The organism is Caldimonas manganoxidans ATCC BAA-369 (assembly GCF_000381125.1).
GTDB classification, from domain to species: Bacteria; Pseudomonadota; Gammaproteobacteria; order Burkholderiales; family Burkholderiaceae_C; genus Caldimonas; species Caldimonas manganoxidans.
The window spans coordinates 135950-153353 of record NZ_KB905933.1 but is presented as its reverse complement, the minus strand read 5'-3'; the positions used below and the strand labels follow the sequence as shown (position 1 = coordinate 153353).

Annotated in this window: 13 protein-coding genes; 1 reads left to right on the top strand and 12 read right to left on the bottom strand. The window is 64.7% G+C overall.

Annotation, left to right across the window (positions count from 1 at the left end; translation table 11 throughout):
- The first annotated feature begins 96 nt into the window (after positions 1 to 96).
- Positions 97 to 1761, top strand: a complete 1665-nt coding sequence (locus tag F615_RS17800) for a carboxylesterase/lipase family protein (protein ID WP_019560011.1) — start codon at positions 97 to 99, stop codon at positions 1759 to 1761.
- 142 nt (positions 1762 to 1903) lie between these two features.
- Here the strand turns inward: F615_RS17800 and F615_RS0104635 are convergent, their stop codons facing one another.
- From F615_RS0104635 to F615_RS0104580, 12 genes are all read right to left on the bottom strand, one after another.
- Complete coding sequence (locus F615_RS0104635; protein WP_026330022.1) at positions 1904 to 3145, bottom strand: ROK family transcriptional regulator; 1242 nt, start codon at positions 3143 to 3145, stop codon at positions 1904 to 1906.
- A 47-nt stretch (positions 3146 to 3192) separates the two neighbouring features.
- Positions 3193 to 3645, bottom strand: a complete 453-nt coding sequence (locus F615_RS0104630; RefSeq protein ID WP_019560009.1) for an RbsD/FucU family protein — start codon at positions 3643 to 3645, stop codon at positions 3193 to 3195.
- 8 nt (positions 3646 to 3653) lie between these two features.
- Entirely contained in the window at positions 3654 to 4451 is a 798-nt protein-coding gene (locus F615_RS0104625) for an ATP-binding cassette domain-containing protein (RefSeq protein WP_019560008.1), read from the bottom strand.
- Positions 4452 to 4453: 2 nt separating this feature from the next.
- Positions 4454 to 5413, bottom strand: coding sequence for an ABC transporter permease (locus F615_RS0104620; RefSeq protein WP_019560007.1), 960 nt, complete (start codon positions 5411 to 5413; stop codon positions 4454 to 4456).
- Between the two features lie 119 nt (positions 5414 to 5532).
- The gene (locus tag F615_RS0104615) at positions 5533 to 6531 is read right to left on the bottom strand and encodes a sugar ABC transporter substrate-binding protein (protein WP_019560006.1); all 999 of its coding nucleotides are present in this window, start codon (positions 6529 to 6531) and stop codon (positions 5533 to 5535) included.
- 519 nt (positions 6532 to 7050) lie between these two features.
- Complete coding sequence (locus F615_RS19350; protein ID WP_062193920.1) at positions 7051 to 7551, bottom strand: PraA/PraB family alkane oxidation protein activator; 501 nt, start codon at positions 7549 to 7551, stop codon at positions 7051 to 7053.
- Positions 7552 to 7649: 98 nt separating this feature from the next.
- On the bottom strand, positions 7650 to 9437 hold the full coding sequence (locus F615_RS0104605; RefSeq protein WP_019560004.1) for an AMP-binding protein: 1788 nt from the start codon (positions 9435 to 9437) through the stop codon (positions 7650 to 7652).
- A 105-nt stretch (positions 9438 to 9542) separates the two neighbouring features.
- Positions 9543 to 10832 carry an acetyl-CoA C-acetyltransferase gene (locus F615_RS0104600; RefSeq protein ID WP_019560003.1) on the bottom strand — a complete coding sequence of 430 codons (1290 nt, stop codon included), beginning with the start codon at positions 10830 to 10832 and terminating at the stop codon, positions 9543 to 9545.
- 3 nt (positions 10833 to 10835) lie between these two features.
- Positions 10836 to 11777, bottom strand: a complete 942-nt coding sequence (locus F615_RS17790) for a MaoC family dehydratase (RefSeq protein WP_019560002.1) — start codon at positions 11775 to 11777, stop codon at positions 10836 to 10838.
- Positions 11778 to 11780: 3 nt separating this feature from the next.
- Positions 11781 to 13118 carry a 3-oxoacyl-ACP reductase gene (locus tag F615_RS0104590; RefSeq protein ID WP_026330020.1) on the bottom strand — a complete coding sequence of 446 codons (1338 nt, stop codon included), beginning with the start codon at positions 13116 to 13118 and terminating at the stop codon, positions 11781 to 11783.
- Positions 13119 to 13234: 116 nt separating this feature from the next.
- The gene (locus F615_RS0104585; protein ID WP_019560000.1) at positions 13235 to 15751 is read right to left on the bottom strand and encodes an acyl-CoA dehydrogenase; all 2517 of its coding nucleotides are present in this window, start codon (positions 15749 to 15751) and stop codon (positions 13235 to 13237) included.
- Positions 15752 to 16056: 305 nt separating this feature from the next.
- A complete protein-coding gene (locus tag F615_RS0104580) occupies positions 16057 to 17178 on the bottom strand; it encodes an AraC family transcriptional regulator ligand-binding domain-containing protein (RefSeq protein WP_083932396.1) in 1122 nt (373 codons plus the stop codon).
- Positions 17179 to 17404 lie beyond the last annotated feature (226 nt).

Below are 17404 nucleotides of genomic sequence, written 5' to 3'. Positions count from 1 at the left end.
TGACGGCCGGGGTGCGGGTTCGCCCCGCCGCCCAGGTGACACCGCGGTCGCACCCGGCGATGGAATCATGCCGCAAGCCCCGCCCACGACGGCACGATGATGACCCAAGACACCGCCATGTATCGTCAACTTTCTCTCGTGCGCCGCCACATGCGGCGCTGCTGCACTGTGGTGCTGATGCTCACGCTGGCGGCCTGCGGGGGCGGCGACCGCCCAACGGCGCCGCCCGATCCGACACAGGCCCTGACGAGCGCCGGGGCCGTGCGCGGCCAGCTCGACGGCAACCGCTCCATGGTGCAGTTCAAAGGCATTCCCTATGCCGCCGCCCCTGTCGGGGCGCTGCGCTGGCGCCCCCCGCAGCCTCCCACGCCCTGGACCGGTGAGCGGCCAGCCACGAATTTCGGTCCGGCCTGCGCGCAGCCTGCCAGCGCCTTCGGGACGAGCGAGCCGACCGTGAACGAAGACTGCCTCACGCTCAATGTCTTTCGGCCGACCGCCCCCGGACCGCATCCCGTGATGGTATGGATCCACGGCGGGGCGTTCTACCTCGGCACCAGCGCCGGCTACCCCGATGTGTCGAGCCTCGTGGCGCAGCAGGTGGTCGTGGTCACATTGAACTATCGCTTGGGCGCCTTGGGTTTCATGGCTCACCCGGCCCTCAGCGCCGAGCAAGGCGGGCATTCCGGCAACTACGGACTGATGGACCAGCAAGCCGCCTTGCGCTGGGTGCGCGACAACATCGCCGCCTTCGGGGGCGACCCCCGCAACGTCACGATCTTCGGCGAGTCGGCGGGCGGCTTCAGCGTGCTGTCGCACTTGGCCGCGCCCGCATCGGCCGGGCTGTTTCACAAAGCCATCGTGATGAGCGGCGCCTATGGCCTGGATCTCCAAGACACGCTGAGCCTGTCCGAAGACAAGGGCCGCTCCTTGGCCCAGACCGCGATGGGCCTGGTCACGGGCGCAGGCGGCCCGGCCTGCGACACCAGCACGGTCGAATGCCTGCGCAGCCTGCCGGTGCAGGCCTTGCTCGGTGCTCAAATGACCGTCTACCCGCGCGGCCCGGTGCCCAGCGTGGACGGCCGGGTGCTCGACGCCTCGGTGCGCCAAAAGATTTGGGCAGGCACCCACCACGCCGTGCCGGTGATGCAAGGCAGCACGCGCGACGAATACCGCCTGTTCGCAGCCTTGAACGAGCTGGGCGGGGCTGCACCACTGACCCACTCGACGCTGTCGGCTGCCATTCAAGGCTTGGGGCTGCCCGCACCGTTGGCCGATGCGTTGGCCGCGACCCCCTATCACCCATCACGCTATGAAGACAATGCCAGCTTTGCCTTTGCCGCCGTGGGCACCGACCTGGTCTTTGCCTGCAACGGGCTGAACGTGTCTCGGCGTCTGGCCTCGAGAGGCCATGCGGTCTACGCCTATGAGTTCCGGGACCGCAGCGCTCCCGAAGTCTTGCCTGCGGTGAGCTTCCCACAAGGAGCCGCCCATTCCGCAGAGCTGCAATACCTGTTCGACATGCCGCGCCCGCTCGATGCCGCCCAAACGAGCCTGAAACAGGCCATCGTGCGCTACGTCACCCGCTTCGCCCGCGACGGCCGCCCCGATGTCCCTGGCCTGCCCGCATGGCCGGCGTTCCGTAGCGAAGCGCCCATCTACATGGGCTTGGACCTGGCCTCCGGCGAAGGCATCGCACCGCACGCCCAGTTTGCGGCCGAGCACCAGTGCGACACGGTCTGGTCCAGCCTGAACGACGACTGACATTCACGCACGACCTTCAGGGAGGAGCACAACGCCCGCCCGCGGCGGGGCCCCCAGGCGCGAGCCGAGCAACGCGCCCGTACGGGCCACGCAAGGAGCGGGCCATGCAAGGGGCATTTGGAAGGCAGGCGCGCGCCGCGACTCAGGCTTTCAGAAACACATCCCAATCGGGCGCGAAATTGGCATGCAAAGGCAACAAGGCGCCTCCCAACGCGCGCGCGTCCGAGCCGATGCTGCCGCTCAGCAAGCGAGGCGGTGCTTGCAACCCCTCCCAGCTGTACGCGGCCAGCGCCTGCTCGGTGCAGGCGATCAACTCCGACAGCAAGGCCGGCGCGACCGCCCCATCGATCACCACGGCGGGCAGGTCCAAAAACGCCACGCCCGACACCACGCAGTGAGCCAGCGCCAGCGCAGCATGGTCGAGCCATTGCCGAGCATGTTGGCGCCAAGGTTCTTGCAGCGCACGATCGTCATAAGCGGCCATGGGATCGAGCCCATGTTCGCGCAAGCGCTGCTCCAGATCCCACAGCGAGGCCCGACTCAGCAACTGCGGCGGCCGCTCGGACGCCCGGCCATCGGCGGCGGCCAGCGGCAACGAGGCCACCGCGCCGGCATTGCCATGCTCGCCGCGATGCAAGCGCGAATGCAACACCAGCCCCCCACCGATAAAAGTGTCGAGAAACAGGTATAGAAAGCTGTGGACGTCTCGCCCTTTGCCCTGCAGCAGCTCGGCCACGCACGCCGCCACCGTGTCTTTGGCAAAGCTCACCGGCAACGTGGTCATGCGCTGCACTTCGGCAGCCAGATCGAGATGGTTCCAGGCGTCGGATTGCGCTTCGGTCAGGCCGAGCATGCGGTGCCACCCGCCCAGTTGGAAGGGCGCGGCCACGCCCACCCCGACCACCCGTGCAGCCAACGGCCCCAGCCGATGCAACAACTCGTCGAGGTTGGATCGGATGGTCGGCAACAGGGTCTGGGCCTCGGGAAAGGCATAGGCCACGCTGATGCGTTCCCGCACCCGCCCGGTGAAGTCCACCAAGAGCCAGTCGGCGCTGCGACGCGCGATCTTGATACCGATGGCAAAGGCACCGTCGGGGTTCAAGCCAATCGGCACCGAAGGCTGCCCCACCCGGCCTCGCACCGGTGCACCGCGGGTGATCAAGCCGTCTTCGTCGAGACGGGCGATGATCATGCCGATGGTCTGTGCCGTCAGGCCGGTGAGTCGGGCCAGATCCGCTTTGGCCAGCTGGCCATGCGTGCGCAAGGCTTGCAGCACCACACGCTCATTGAACTGGCGCAAACCGACCTGGTTCGATCCGCGCGGGCGCAAGGGGTGTCCTGCGGCATCGGCGAGGGCAGGTGGAAGCTCGGGGGTAGGGCTCACGGTGAGAAAGTGTGGCACGTGGAATCCCGGCACGCAGGCGTCGGGCCTCAGGGGCGCAAAGGCCTGCCCAGCACGCCCTTGCGCAACAGAAAGTTGCCCCAGGGCTCCAGTTCGCCGGTGACGACGATGGCATAGGCCCGTTGGACCCTCTCATAGAAGGCATAACGCTCCACCGCCTCGGCCTGTTCCTCACGCAGGCCGTGGCGCGCCAGCACGGACAGGGATTCGCGCTGCAGGGCCGAGCGGTAACCCGGCTCGGTGCCGGCCACCTGCATATAAGCCACCGGATGCGGCACGTCCTCGGCCAAGGGCAGCACACTGAGCACTGCCTCGAGCGTGCGCAGCATGCCCACGCCGGGCAGACGCACCACCGGCTTGCCCGCGCCCAAGCTCATGGCGGTGAAGTGGGCATCGGCCAAGACCACCGCATCATCATGGCCCATTTCGGCCAGCAGCTTGAGCAGCTCGGGGCTGAGCAAAGGATCGATGCCTTTGAGCATAGGGGGCCTCAAGCCAGGCACTCGGCCGGAATGTCTTCAGGGGACATCGCACCGGTCATCACGGCCACGGTGTCGCTCATGCTGATCTTCTTGGGATCGACCACCGCGGCGCGCTTGCCCAATCGGGCGATGTGGATGCGGTCGGCGATCTCGAACACATGGGGCATGTTGTGGCTGATCAAGACGACCGACAAACCCCGATCGCGCACGCGACGGATCAGCTCTAGCACCATGTTGCCCTCTTTGACCCCCAGCGCGGCAGTGGGCTCGTCCATGATGACCACATGCTGCGCAAAGGCCGCCGCCCGAGCCACCGCCACGCACTGGCGCTGCCCGCCCGAGAGCGTTTCCAGCGCTTGTGTCATCGACCGGATGCCGACTTTGAGCTCGCTCAGGCGCGCAATGCTTTCTTCGAGCATCTTTTTCTTGTCGATGGCCTGAAACCAGCGGCCCCACCACCCCGGCCGGCGGATCTCGCGGCCGAGGAACAGATTCTCGGCAATCGTCATGGCCGGGGCCACGGCCAAGTCCTGATAGACCGTCTCGATGCCGGCCCGACGCGCGTCGATGGGACTGCGAAACTGCACTGGGCGGCCGTCGAGATGGATCTGCCCTTCATCGGGTTGGATCGCCCCCGACAGACATTTGATGAGCGAAGACTTGCCCGCGCCGTTGTCGCCGATGACGGCCAAGATTTCGCCCGCGCGCAGCTCGAAGTCCGCCCCATCCAGGGCCGTGACCTGGCCGTACCGCTTGACCAGCCCTTTGGCCTGCATCACGACAGAGGGCTTGCGATCGGTGCTCATGATCAACGCACTCCTTTGCGTGACATTTGGTCGGTCAGGACCGCAAGGATCACCAAGATGCCGGTGACCAAGATCTGATAGACCGAGGACACGCCCATGAGCGTCAGGCCGTTGCGAAACACGCCCACGATCAACGCCCCGACCAAGGTGCCCAGCACCACGCCGCGTCCGCCAAACAGACTGGTGCCGCCCAGCACCACGGCCGTGATGGCGTCCAGATTCTCGGTCTGACCGGCATTGGGGTCGCCCGCGCCGATGCGTGCGACTGACAGCAGCGAGGCGATGCCGTAGAACACGCCAGCCATCAGGTACACCCCCAGCAGCACCTTGTCGGTGGAAATGCCCGTCAAGCGCGTGGCTTCAGGGTTGTTGCCCACCGCATAAATGTGCCGACCAGGCGCGGTCTCGCGCAAATACAGCCAGGTGATCAGATACAGCGCCAGCATGAGCACCACGCCATAGAGGATGTGGGCTGAGCCGATGCGAAAACTCTCGCCCAGCCAGGTCAAGCCCGCGGGCACCTCGGTGATGGTTTGCGAACCCGAGTACAGCTGGGTGATGGCAAACGCGATGTTGAGTGTGCCCAAGGTGACGATGAACGGCGGCAACTTGGCCTTGGTGACCAACAAACCGTTGATCAGGCCAAAGAGCATGGTCACGGCCATGCCCAGCGCAAAGGCCACCGGCGCAGACAAACCATGGTCGGCCGCCGTCTTGGTCATCACGATGGCCCCCAAGGCCATCACCATGCCGCACGACAGATCGATGCCTGCGGTCAAGATGATCAAGGTCTGGCCAATCGCGATCGTGCCAACCACCATCACTTGTTGCAGGATCAGCGAGAAGTTTTGTAAGGTCAAAAACCGCTCGCTTTGCGTCGCAAAGAAGGCGCAGGCGCACACCAGCGCGATGAACGGTCCCAGTGCGCCCAAGGGCGGCAGTTTGTTGTGGATGGCAGTCATGGCGATCGGCCCCGTTGGGGCGGTGGCGAAAGTTTGCTAGGCACACCCCACGCGGCCCGCCCACTCGTGCGGGTGCCCCCGACGACGAGCCCGGCAGGCGGCGCGACACAGAGCATCGTTTACTTGTTGCCCCAGCACAGGTCCAGCCCCGTTTGGACGTCCTTGCTGTCCACGCCGGGCATGGGCTTGGCTGCGATCAGCGTCACGCCAGTGTCGGTATAGCCGCTGACTTTCTTGCCCGTCTTGGCGTACTCCACGCCGGCGGCCACCCCCATGGCGGCCATGCGCAAGGGGTACTGCTGGCTGGTGGCCGCGATGATGCCTGCGCCCACGTTTTTCACCCCTTCACACCCCCCATCGACGGACACGATGATCACTTCCTTTTCCTTGCCAGCGGCTTTGAGCGCCTTGTACGCACCGGCTGCGGCCGGTTCGTTGATGGTGTAGACGAGGTTGATGTCGGGGTTTTTCTGCAAGCAGTTTTCCATGGCGGTCTGGCCCTTGGCCATGTCGCCATAGGTGTCGGCCATGCAGGCCACGCCTGCGGCCTTGCCACCGAGTTCATTGCTCTTGGCATCCGGGGCGTTCAGCCCCATGCCCTTGAGGAAGCCGTTGTGGCGCTGTGCGCCCACCGGGTGTCCGGGGAACAGGTCCAAGGTGGCGATCACCGGTTTCTTTTGGCCCAGGGCGACCTTGGCATACTGCCCGATCAGCACACCGGCCTTGTAGTTGTCGGTGGCAAACAAAGCATCCACGGCCGAAGGCGGGTCGGTCGGGCTGTCCAGCGCGATCACCATCACGCCTTGCCGTTGGGCCTTTTTGATGGCCGGAATGATGGCCTTGGCGTCGCTGGGCGTGATCAGAATGGTCTTGGCGCCGGCGGCCACCATGTTTTCCATCGCCGTGACCTGACCAGCATTGTCCCCGTCGGTTTTGCCCGCAGCCACGATCAGCTTGGCGCCCAGCTTCTTGGCTTCGGCCTCGGCGCCCTCTTTCATTTTCACGAAGAAGGGGTTGGATTCGGTCTTGGTGATCAGGCCAATGACTGGCTGCGTCTGCGCGAACACAGACCCCATCGCCAAGGCCAGCACGGACGACAGGAAGATGGCTTTGTTCATGGACGGTCTCCTCAGAGGTCAGGTCTGCTCCGCAGCCCTTGCTCGGCCTGGTGCATCAGCACTCGGGATCGGGACGAACCCCGCATCCAGCCGCGGATGGCAGCAACTATAGTTGCCCACATCTAAATAAATCAACTGGATTTAGTTATGGTTTTCCCTGCATCGAGGCCCGAACCCAAGATCACGGTGGCCACCGCTGGCGTGGCCCGGATGGACAGGATCGAAGAGGCCGACGGCCGACGGCGGCCTTGCATGGCGGGGCGGTCTACAACCCCACCTCGCTGACCAGGGTCGGCCTGGATGAAGCTGGCAAGACGAGCTATGGCTTTTGGCGTGGAGGAGTGGCCGACCGCCGAGTCGAAGCAGCCACGATGATCGCCCGGTGCGCGGCCTCCCGGCCTCAAAGCCGGGGGCCCCGGCTGCCTGGGCTGGGTGGCGGACAACGGCCACAAGCAGCCTTGGCTACAGGTGCCGCGAGCGGCCGCCTGCTGCCGGCCGCAACGCTCGATCGGTGCACGCTCACGGCTGCACATCCAAGGCCGGCACCACCGTGACCACCCCATTGGTGATGCAGTCACGCCCTTCGGGGGACATCAACACCGCATCCTTGAAGGTCAATGTGGACTGCGCGTTGTCCCAGGCCAGCTCGAGCCGACTGGGGCCGCACACGCCGCCAAGCAGCGGCACGTCGACATTGACATAGGCATTGTGGATCACCAAAAAATTGTTGCCCTGCGCCTGTCCTCGCCACGGCAAGGCCAAGGCCGAAATGTGACGACACAAACCATTGCGACCGAACTCGGCATTGAGCACCGTCAACCGGCCGTCCTCCGTGATGTGGGAGACGAACTTCGTGTCACATTCGAGGGTCACGAAACTCTTCTTGTATCGCAACTTGCCTGAGGCGACCACCTCCCCGGCCGGCGTGATCTTCACGGCATGCGCCGCCCCGGCAACGGACATCAGCGCGACAACAGACGCCGCCACGGCGGCGGCGCGATGGATGAGATGACGATACATCCCCATAGCTGTCTCCTCATGGTGGATATTGGAATCGACCGAATGGCCGCAACGCCGAGCGCTTTGGAGTGTTCGCGGCAGCGAACCGCCGCAAAGGCTCAGCGCAACTCACGCCGCAGGATCTTGCCCACGGTGGATTTGGGCAGTTCTTCCCGCCGAAACTCGACGATGCGCGGCACTTTGTAGGCCACGAGGTGCCGCCGGCAATGTGCCAACAGCTCGGACTCGGTCAGCCGCGCATCGCTGGGCACGACGATCAGCTTGACCCGCTCGCCGGCCACCGCATCGGGAACCCCGACGGCCGCACATTCCCTGACTCCGGGATGACGCATGACGACATCCTCGATCTCGTTGGGATAGACATTGAAGCCGGACACCAGGATCATGTCTTTGCGCCGATCGATCAGGCGCAAATAGCCTTGCTCGTCCATCACGCCGATGTCGCCGGTGGCCAGCCATCCTTCCGCATCCAGCACTTGGGCCGTGTCATGCGGGCGCTGCCAATAGCCTTGCATGACTTGCGGTCCACGCACACACACCTCGCCCGGCTCGCCGACTGCCGCCCAGCGACCATCCTCGCGACGCAGACGCACCTCGGTCGAAGGCACCGGCAACCCGACCGTGCCGGTGTAGCGCATGTTGCGTGGCTGCGATAGATCGACGGGATTGATCGTGACGATCGGTGAGCACTCCGTCAGGCCGTAGCCCTCGATCACCGGCACGCCGGTGACTTGCTGCCACCGTTGCGCGATGGCTTGAGGCGTGGCCATGCCCCCGGCAATGGTGAGCTTGAAATCGGAAAAATCATGGCGCCGGAAGTCCTCGTTTTCCAGCAAGGCATTGAACAGCGTGCTCACGCCGGCCATGCCATTGAAGCGCTCTTTGCGCAGCACCATCATCACCCGTTTGACGTCACGCGGGTTGGCGATGAGCACATTGCGTCCGCCCAAGCACATGAACAACAAGCAGTTCACCGTGAGCGAGAAGATGTGATACATCGGCAGCAAGCTCACGTTGGTTTCAACTTGGCTGGTGTCCACGTAATGCCCTCGCCAGGCCAGCGACTGCAGCAAATTGGCAATGATGTTGCGATGGCTGAGCATGGCCCCTTTGGCCACGCCGGTCGTGCCCCCGGTGTACTGCAAGAAGGCCAGGTCCTCTGCTTGCATCCGCACGGGCAATGCCGCACTGCGGCGCAAACCCGACCTCAGCGCATCACGCAGATCGATGGCCTCACGCAGCGAGACGACGCGTCGCTCCTTGGGCGCGGTCAGACGCACCAGTCGATTCACCAGACGGCCCTTCAGATTCAGCCCGTCGGCAAACAGGTCGCCGATGCGGGTGACGACCACTCGTTTGAGTCGCACTTGCGGCAACGCTTCTTGCACCGTGCCGGTGAACAAATCCATCACCACCAGCGTTTCGGCGCCGCTGTCATTGAGTTGATGCGCCAGCTCACGCGCCGTATACAGCGGATTGACGTTGACCACGACCGCCCCGGCGAGCAAGGTGCCAAACAGACACACGGGATACTGCAGGCAGTTGGGCATCATGATGGCCACCCGATCCCCGGGCTGCACGCCCACCGACTGCAGCCAAGCAGCAAACGCATGCGCCAAGTCGCCGCATCGGCGATAGCTCATCGGCGAGCCCAGGCTGACGAATGCCGTGCGATCGGCAAACTGCCTGACGTTGTCCTCGAACACCTCGGCAATGGACCGATACCGCGTCAGGTCGATGTCTGCGGGAACGCCCGGCGCATACGAGCGCAACCATGGGCGATCCGGATCGACGATTTGCGCACCGGACACGCCAGTCGCAGCGCCCTCAGGGCCCACCGGTCGGGCCGGGGCGACCGTATCCGCGGCCGCCCCGGCATCGGGCATGGCGACTCGCGCCAGACGAATCCTGGACTCGTTCGTTGACATCACGGATGCTTCTCCTGTCGTCTCGACCGTCCTCATCGACCGGTCAACCACCGGGGGCCACACTCAACGCTCGACCACGGCCACCACGCCCTGGCCGCCGGCCGCACAGATGGAGATCAGCCCTCGGCCCCCGCCGCGCTCGGCCAGCTGCTTGGCCAACTGGGCCAAGATGCGGGCCCCGGTGGCCGCAAACGGGTGTCCTGCCGCCAATGAGCCGCCATTGACGTTCAAGCGGTCCATGTCGATGCTGCCCAAGGGGCGATCCAAGCCGAGCCGGTCGCGGCAGTATTTCAGGTCTTGCCAGGCCTTGAGCGTGCACAGCACTTGCGCGGCAAAGGCCTCGTGGATTTCGTAATAGTCGAAGTCCTGCAAGCTCCATCCGAGTTTGGCCAGCATGCGAGGCACGGCATACGCCGGAGCCATCAGCAAGCCCTCGGCCGGAGGCGCAATGAAATCCACCGCCGCCGTCTCGGCCAAGCGCAGATAGGCCAATATCGGCAAGCCACGCGCCTTGGCCCACTCTTCGCTGGCCAGCAGCACGCATGAGGCACCGTCGGTCAACGGCGTGGAATTGCCTGCGGTGAGCGTTCCTGCCTGACGATCGAACGCCGGCTTCAAAGCCGCCAGCTGTGCTGCGCTGAGCTGAGCGCGCAAGTTGTTGTCTCTCTGCAGTCCGCCATACGGCGTGACCAAGTCATTGAAGAATCCACGCTCATAGGCGGCATGCAATCGCTGGTGACTGCGCAAGGCCAGGGCGTCTTGGTCTGCACGCGAGATGCCCCAGCGCTTGGCCATCTGCTCGCAATGCTCCCCCATGGACAAACCGGTACGCGGCTCTGCAATCTGCGGCAGCGCCGGTGCGAAGAACAGTCCGGGGTTGATGCGCAACAGCTCGCGCAAACGCGCTGCGGTGCCGCGTGCCCGATGGACACGCAGCAGCCGTCGGCGCAGCTTCTCGTTCAGTCCAATCGGCGCATCGGAGGTGGTGTCCACCCCTCCAGCTATGCCACAGTCGATTTGCCCCAGCGCAATCTTGTTGGCCACCAAGATGGCCGCTTGCATCCCCGTGCCACAGGCTTGCTGGATGTCGTAGGCAGGCGTGTCTGGATGCAAGGTGGTGCCCAACACGCTTTCGCGGGTGAGATTGAAATCACGCGAATGCTTCAGTACCGCGCCGGCGACCACCTCGCCCAGGCGCACACCCTGCAATCCGACACGATCGACCAGCCCGCGCAATGCCGCCGTCAGCATCTCCTGATTGGACCGTTCGGCATATGCGGTGTTCGAGCGGGCAAAAGGAATGCGGTTGCCGGCGACGATGGCCACCCGTCTGGGCGCTTGCAGTGCCAGCATCGTTCACACCTCCCCCAATGCCACACACTCTCCGATGGCATGAATGCGGGAGCCGTCCATCGATTGAACCATCCACGGCCCGGTGCGCGGCCGATCCCTGTGCCACGCGGTGGCCCACAAGGACACTCGCGTAGGCAAGGTCACGGCAGAGCGGAACTCCACATACGCGCGCAGACGAGGCGGCAACTGCCCAAGACCTGCCAGGGCGCGCGCGAAAACCCACATGCCATGCGCGATCGCGGAACGAAAACCAAACATCCGCGCCAGCCAAGCGTGCAAATGAATCGGGTTGGCATCGCCAGAAACCCATGCGTATCGCCTGCCGATGTCGCTGGCCACTTTCCAGGACTCGACCATCGTCATGCCAGCCCAATCGGGCAGCACGAACGGGCGCCAAGATTCCCCCACGGAGGCCAGCTCGGTGCGGCGCAAATACACGTTTTCTCCTTCCCAAACGACATCCGAAGCTTGTTTGACCCGGCACGCCAACACCACGGCCTGACCTTTGGGATGCGACACGAGCCGATCGATCCACACGGCCAGATTCAACTCATCGCCGGGATGCACGGGCCGGATTTGACGCAAACTGCTGGACAAATGCACCAGCCCCGGCAAGGGCCATGGGAACCGCCGATCGAGCAGCAGCGCCATTTGCAAAGGCAGCGACAAGACATGCAGATAGGTCGCCGGCACGTGCCTGGAAAACGCGTAACCGCACACCTTCCCGTAGGCCCGCACGTCTTGGGCGCGCACCTGCACGTTGCTCGATTGCACGCCCAGTTCGGGCAAACCGCGCACGTCATACCCGGTGGGCGGCAAAGCGCTGTGGTGCCGTCGCGTCCAGGAGGTCATGCCTGCGCGCAGCATCGTCACACCACCCACCCGCCGATAACGCCAGCTCGGCAGTTCCAAAGACGAGCTCGTTTGCGCCACGGAAGCGTTCATCGCTCAAGCTCCCAACCAATTCTGTCCACACACACGCACGACCTGCCCGGTGACGCCACCGGAGCCGGGGTGTGCCAACCAAGCGATCGCCTCGGCCACGTCCACCGGCTGTCCCCCTTGGCCCAAGGAGTTCAGACGCCGACCCGCTTCTCGAATGGCAAATGGCATGGCACCGGTCATTTGTGTTTCGATGAAGCCCGGCGCAATGGCATTGATCGTCACGCCATCGGGCGCCAGACGTGGCGCGTAGCTTTGCACCAAGCCGATCACCCCAGCTTTGGAGGCTGCGTAGTTGACCTGCCCAGCATTGCCAGCAATGCCGCTCATCGACGACACGCACACCACCCGCGCGCCCCGTGGCAAGGCTTTGAGGGCCACCAAAGCTTCGGTGACCCGCTCCGGCGCCAGCAGGTTGACCTCCATGACACTGCTCCACTGGTCCTCGCGCATATTGACCAGCCGCTTGTCCCGCGTGATCCCTGCGTTGTGCACCATCACGTCGATGCACCCGTCGGCGGCCTGGGCCATGCGGGCCCCGGCATCGGCCGCGGTCACATCCAGCGCGAGGGCCAGCCCCCCAACGCTTTCACACACCCGCCGCAAGGCCACCTCGGCCGCCGGCACGTCCACCCCGATCACCCGCGCGCCTTCGCGGGCCAGAACGCGGACGATGGCTTCGCCGATGCCACGCGAAGCTCCGGTGACCACCGCCGTGCGTCCCGTCAGGGGGCGAGACCGATCCCAGGTCACGACGGGATCGACCGGTGGATCCACACGCACGACCTGACCCGAGACGAAAGCCGATCGGGCTGTCAAAAAGAAGCGCAACGTGCTCTCCAGCGCCCCCTCGGCCCCCGGGGTCACATAGATCAGTTGCGCGGTGGCACCTTGCCGAAGCTCCTTGGCCAACGAACGCACCGCCCCCTCCAGGGCACGCTGGGCAATGGACTGCGCGGTCATGGCGGCCTGCTGCGGCGGGCGGCCCAGCACCACCACCCGCGCGCACGCCGCCAGCGATCGCACCCTGGGCTGGAAGAAATCGAAAAAGCGTTTGAGCTCGGCGCTACTTTGGACGGTGGTGGCATCGAACACCAGCGCATGCAAGCCTTTGACGATGTCCACGCGCGCTGGGGACACCACATTGGCGCCCAAGCCCTCCAGCATGCCGATCAAACGATCGCCCAGGGCGCTGCCAGGGGAGGTATCGACCATCACGGGGCCCGGAAATTCGGGCTCATGCGGCTGCCAACGGCGCAGCACGGCCGGCTGTGGCAGTCCGAAGGCGCTGATCACGCGCCTGCCCAAGGCGGAATTGGCGAAATGCACATAGCGGTCGGCCACCCCGGACGCGCGCTCATGCGAGCGCAGCGCTGGATGAGCCCCCACCGAAGATGCCGGCGTGGAGGTGGAGCCTTGCGAATAGGTGTTCATAAGCGTTGGAAGTCTGGATCGTTGCTTCAAGCGGCCATGCGCGCAGGATCGGCAAGAGCCTGCTGGCGCCGCTGCAAGTCGGCCAACAAATTGAAGTCCTGCGGGAAGTCATCCACCATCAGGGCAATCTCACAGTGCTGCGCGTATTGCTCCAGGAGGGCGAGTTCCTGTGCGTCGATCAGCTTGAGCTGCTGTGCCTTGCGAGCCCACGCAGGCCACTGCCGCAAGTCCTGCGGCACGGGCCCCAAGGTCACCAGCGCCCCTTGCTCGCGCAAGCGCTTCTCGATCTGCATCACCCGCGGATGCAACGCAAAGGCCAGCTCACCATGCGCGATTTCATCGACCTGCGGGCTGGGGACATACGAGCCGGCCAACAAACGGTCGCGCGCTTGACCCGGCGTTTGCACATACTCCGCGATGCGGATCAGCTCGCGATCGGACGGACGGAAGTCGGGCACGCCCCAAGGCGCAATCCATCGATGCAGCAAACGACCGAGCCAGCGCACCGGATGGTTGAGCAGCACTTCGTCCAGAGCCCGCCAAGCGCGGGTGAGGGCATCTTGCACCGCCCAGTGCACCAACGGCAAATCCTCGACCCGACGGCCCTCGTCCTCATAGCGCTTGAGCGTGGCGCTGGCCATCAACAGTTGCGACAGCACATCGCCCAATCGCGCCGTGACCAACTCGGCGCGCTTCAGCCGTGCGCCCAAGGAAAACATAGAGGCGTCGGAGACCAAGGCCAAAGCCGTGGCAAGCCGGGTGGCGGCCGGGTAGTAAGGCTTGAGCTCGGAGGCAGCACGCCGTGGCGCTCTCAACAGCCGCCCGCCGGTCCACCCATCGATCCAAGCCCGCACCGCGTTGCGCAGCATGAATCCCGCATGCCCCCACACGGCCTCATCGAAGGACGGCAGCGCCACGCGCTCATCCGACTGAGACGCCGCCTGCAGCTCACGCAACACCCATGGATGGCAGCGGATCAATCCTTGACCAAAGATGATCAAGCTGCGCGTCATGATGTTGGCGCCCTCCACCGTGATGGCGATGGGCAGCTGCTGCCATGCACGCGCGATGAAGTTGTGCGGCCCCATGCAAATGCCCTTGCCGGCGACCACGTCCATCGCGTCGGAGACGACCATGCGGGCACGCTCGGTCACATGGTATTTGGCAATGGCCGACAGCACCGAGGGACGCTCGCCCAGATCGACGGCCAGCGCCGCAAAGCGCCGCGTCGCATCCATGGCATACAAGTGGCCTCCCATGCGACCGAGCACTTCCTGAACGCCTTCCATCTTGCCGATCGAGGTTTTGAACTGACGCCTCAATGCGGCATACGCGCCGGTGGTGCGCACCGCGAGCTTGCCGACTCCGACATTGGACGACGGCAGCGAAATGCAACGCCCCGCGGCCAGACACTCCATCAACATGCGCCAGCCTTGACCGATCTGTTGGCGCCCGCCGATGACCCAGTCCAGCGGGATGAAGACATCCTTGCCCGAGGTCGGACCGTTTTGGAACACGGCGTTGAGCGGCCAGTGACGGCGACCGATGTTCACGCCCGGGTGGTTCGTGGGAATCAGGGCACAAGTGATACCCAAGTCTTGTTTGTCCGAGAGCAAGCCATGCGGGTCTTGCGCCCGGAAGGCCAACCCCAGCACCGTGGCGATCGGCGCCAGCGTGATGTAGCGCTTGTTCCACGTCAGAGAAAAGCCCAAGACTTCGCGCCCTTCGTGCATGCGCTTGGTCACGATGCCCACGTCGGGAATGGAGGCGGCATCCGAGCCCGCATACGGACTGGTCAACGCAAAGCACGGGATCTCCTCGCCGCGCGCCAAGCGCGGCAGGTAGTAGCGCTTCTGCTCCTCCGTGCCGTAATGCAGCAAGAGCTCGGCCGGTCCCAAAGAGTTCGGCACCATGACCGACACCATGGCCGCCGAGCAGCGGGTGGCCAGTTTCATCACCACTTGAGAATGCGCATAGGCCGAGAAGCCTTTGCCCCCATATTCCTTGGGAATGATCAAGCCCATGAAGCCGGCCTGTTTGGCATACGCCCAGGCTTGCGGCGACATGTCTTGCCAGATCTGCGTGGTTTCCCAATCATTGGCCAGATCGCACAAGCGCTCGACTTCGTTGTCGAGGAAAGCCTGCTCCTCGGCCGTCAGCCGTGGCGCCGGCATCGACAGCAGCCGATCCCAGTTGGGGCGACCGGAAAACAGATCGGCCTCCCACCACACCGTCCCGGACTCGATGGCTTCACGCTCGGTGGCCGACATCGACGGTTGGATGCGGCGAAAGACGCGCAACAACGGCTTGGACAGCCAGCGACGCCGCAGCGGCTTGACCGTCAAGACGGCCAGCGGTAGCACCGCCACCACCGTCGCGATGATCACCCCCCGAACGCCCAAGGCCCCAGTGGCGTATGCACCTACGGTCCACGCCAGGGCATACATCAGCGCCCACCCCACCGACGCCCCGGCGTAGATCAAGAGCAACCACCCGAGCGGCAATGCGGCCACGACGGCCGCAACGAAGCCCACATCCATCATGTCGCAAGTCCTCTGTGCATTGGAGTGTTGAAAGGCTCAGTGAAATGGACGCAAGCGTACGCAGGCTCCATGGCCCGGACAATGATTCGAGATGTGCTCCAGCGCGGCTTTGGCGACGCTGGTGTCACCCCGCGGCGCTGCGATGCCGCCCCAGGCTGCCCAGGGCCCGGGCACATCGTGTACGCGGGGCAAGGCATGGGCGCACGCAAGATGGCGCTGCCACGCAACTCCGACGGCCCCCTGAAGCGCACGTCGCAAGGGCGGCCCCTCGAACGCCGCCCCAAGGGATCACGGCCGATCGAGGGTCAGTCGCTGGTGGGGTCCCCGGATTTCATCTGCGCACGCAAGGCCCCTGGTGTCGCACGGAACCACCGACGGAAGGCGTGCTGCAAGGCGCTGGGTTCGGAGAAGCCCAGCATCTCCGTCATCTGGGTGATCGACAACCCCCATTTCAGATAGCGAGCGGCCGAGTGCCGCCGAACTTCGTCCACCAGATCACGGAACCGACGTCCCTCGGCTTCCAACTGCTGACGCAGCTTGCGCGGCGGCTGCTCGAGCACTTCACTGACGCGCTCGAATGACACTTCTTCGCCGCGCTGGATCAACGCCGAAATGGCAAACATGACCCGGTTGCTCACCGGCGTATCGCGCTCGAGCCTGCGCTTGAGCTCCTCGGCCTGCTCCTTCAAAAAATGCTGCAAATAGCTGTCGGCGGTGCAAAACGGCAGCTCCAGATACTGTGCATCGAACACGATGCTGTTTTCCGTGGCCAGGAAATTCACCGGCGCGCCGTAAAACGCCTGTCGATACGCTTCGGGACAGCCCGGATCCGGATGCATGAAGTTGACCTGATGCGCCCGCAGCGGCGCCGCCGTGAAGGACAAAGCGAACCAAGCGGCCAGGGACAAAAAGTGTTCCGCAAACCAACGGGACTCGTAACGCGGGTCACGACAACGGTAGATGAACCTTGCCACCGAACCGTCCACGGCAAAGTCCACCTCGTCGGCCTCACACACCAAAGACGCGTATTGACGCCAACTGATCAAGGCCTCGCGCAACGTGCGGGCCCGCATGCCCAAGTGGGCCACGAAATGCAGTTTGTTTTCGGGATAGTACTGATGGAGTTGCAACGCAATGCCAGGGTTGCCGGTGACCTGCGCAGTGAAATCCCACAATTTTTCGAGCCGCGACAAGGGCACACGCGCCAAGGGCCCCTTCAACCGGCGCACATCGATGCCGGTGGCGTTCAAGATTTGAGCATCGGTGGCGCCATGTCGGCGTACCACCGCAATGAGGGTCAGGGCGGATTCGTAAACGGTGGCCGTCGGCTCCGGCGTCGAAGCCAACCCTGGATCCGGGGGCGCCACCGCCGGGCCGGATGGCTCGGCGGGGCCGCGTCGCACCATCGTCGTGCGAGTCGTGCTCATGTGCGCCCCCTCTTTTCCCACCGTGGCCCCGCCAGACCGGCGCGGCCTCCCCCCTGCCCCCCGGCTCGCCCGTGAAGATCCCCGCAGGCGGCCGCCCACAGCGGCCAGGCGCCGCAAGATGGCCAGTCCCGGGCAGCGGGCCCATGGTCGATTTTCATCATACGTGGAAACACAAACAGCCCTCAAACATCAGCGTCGCGGCCGCATCGGCCCCCCAAGCGAATGC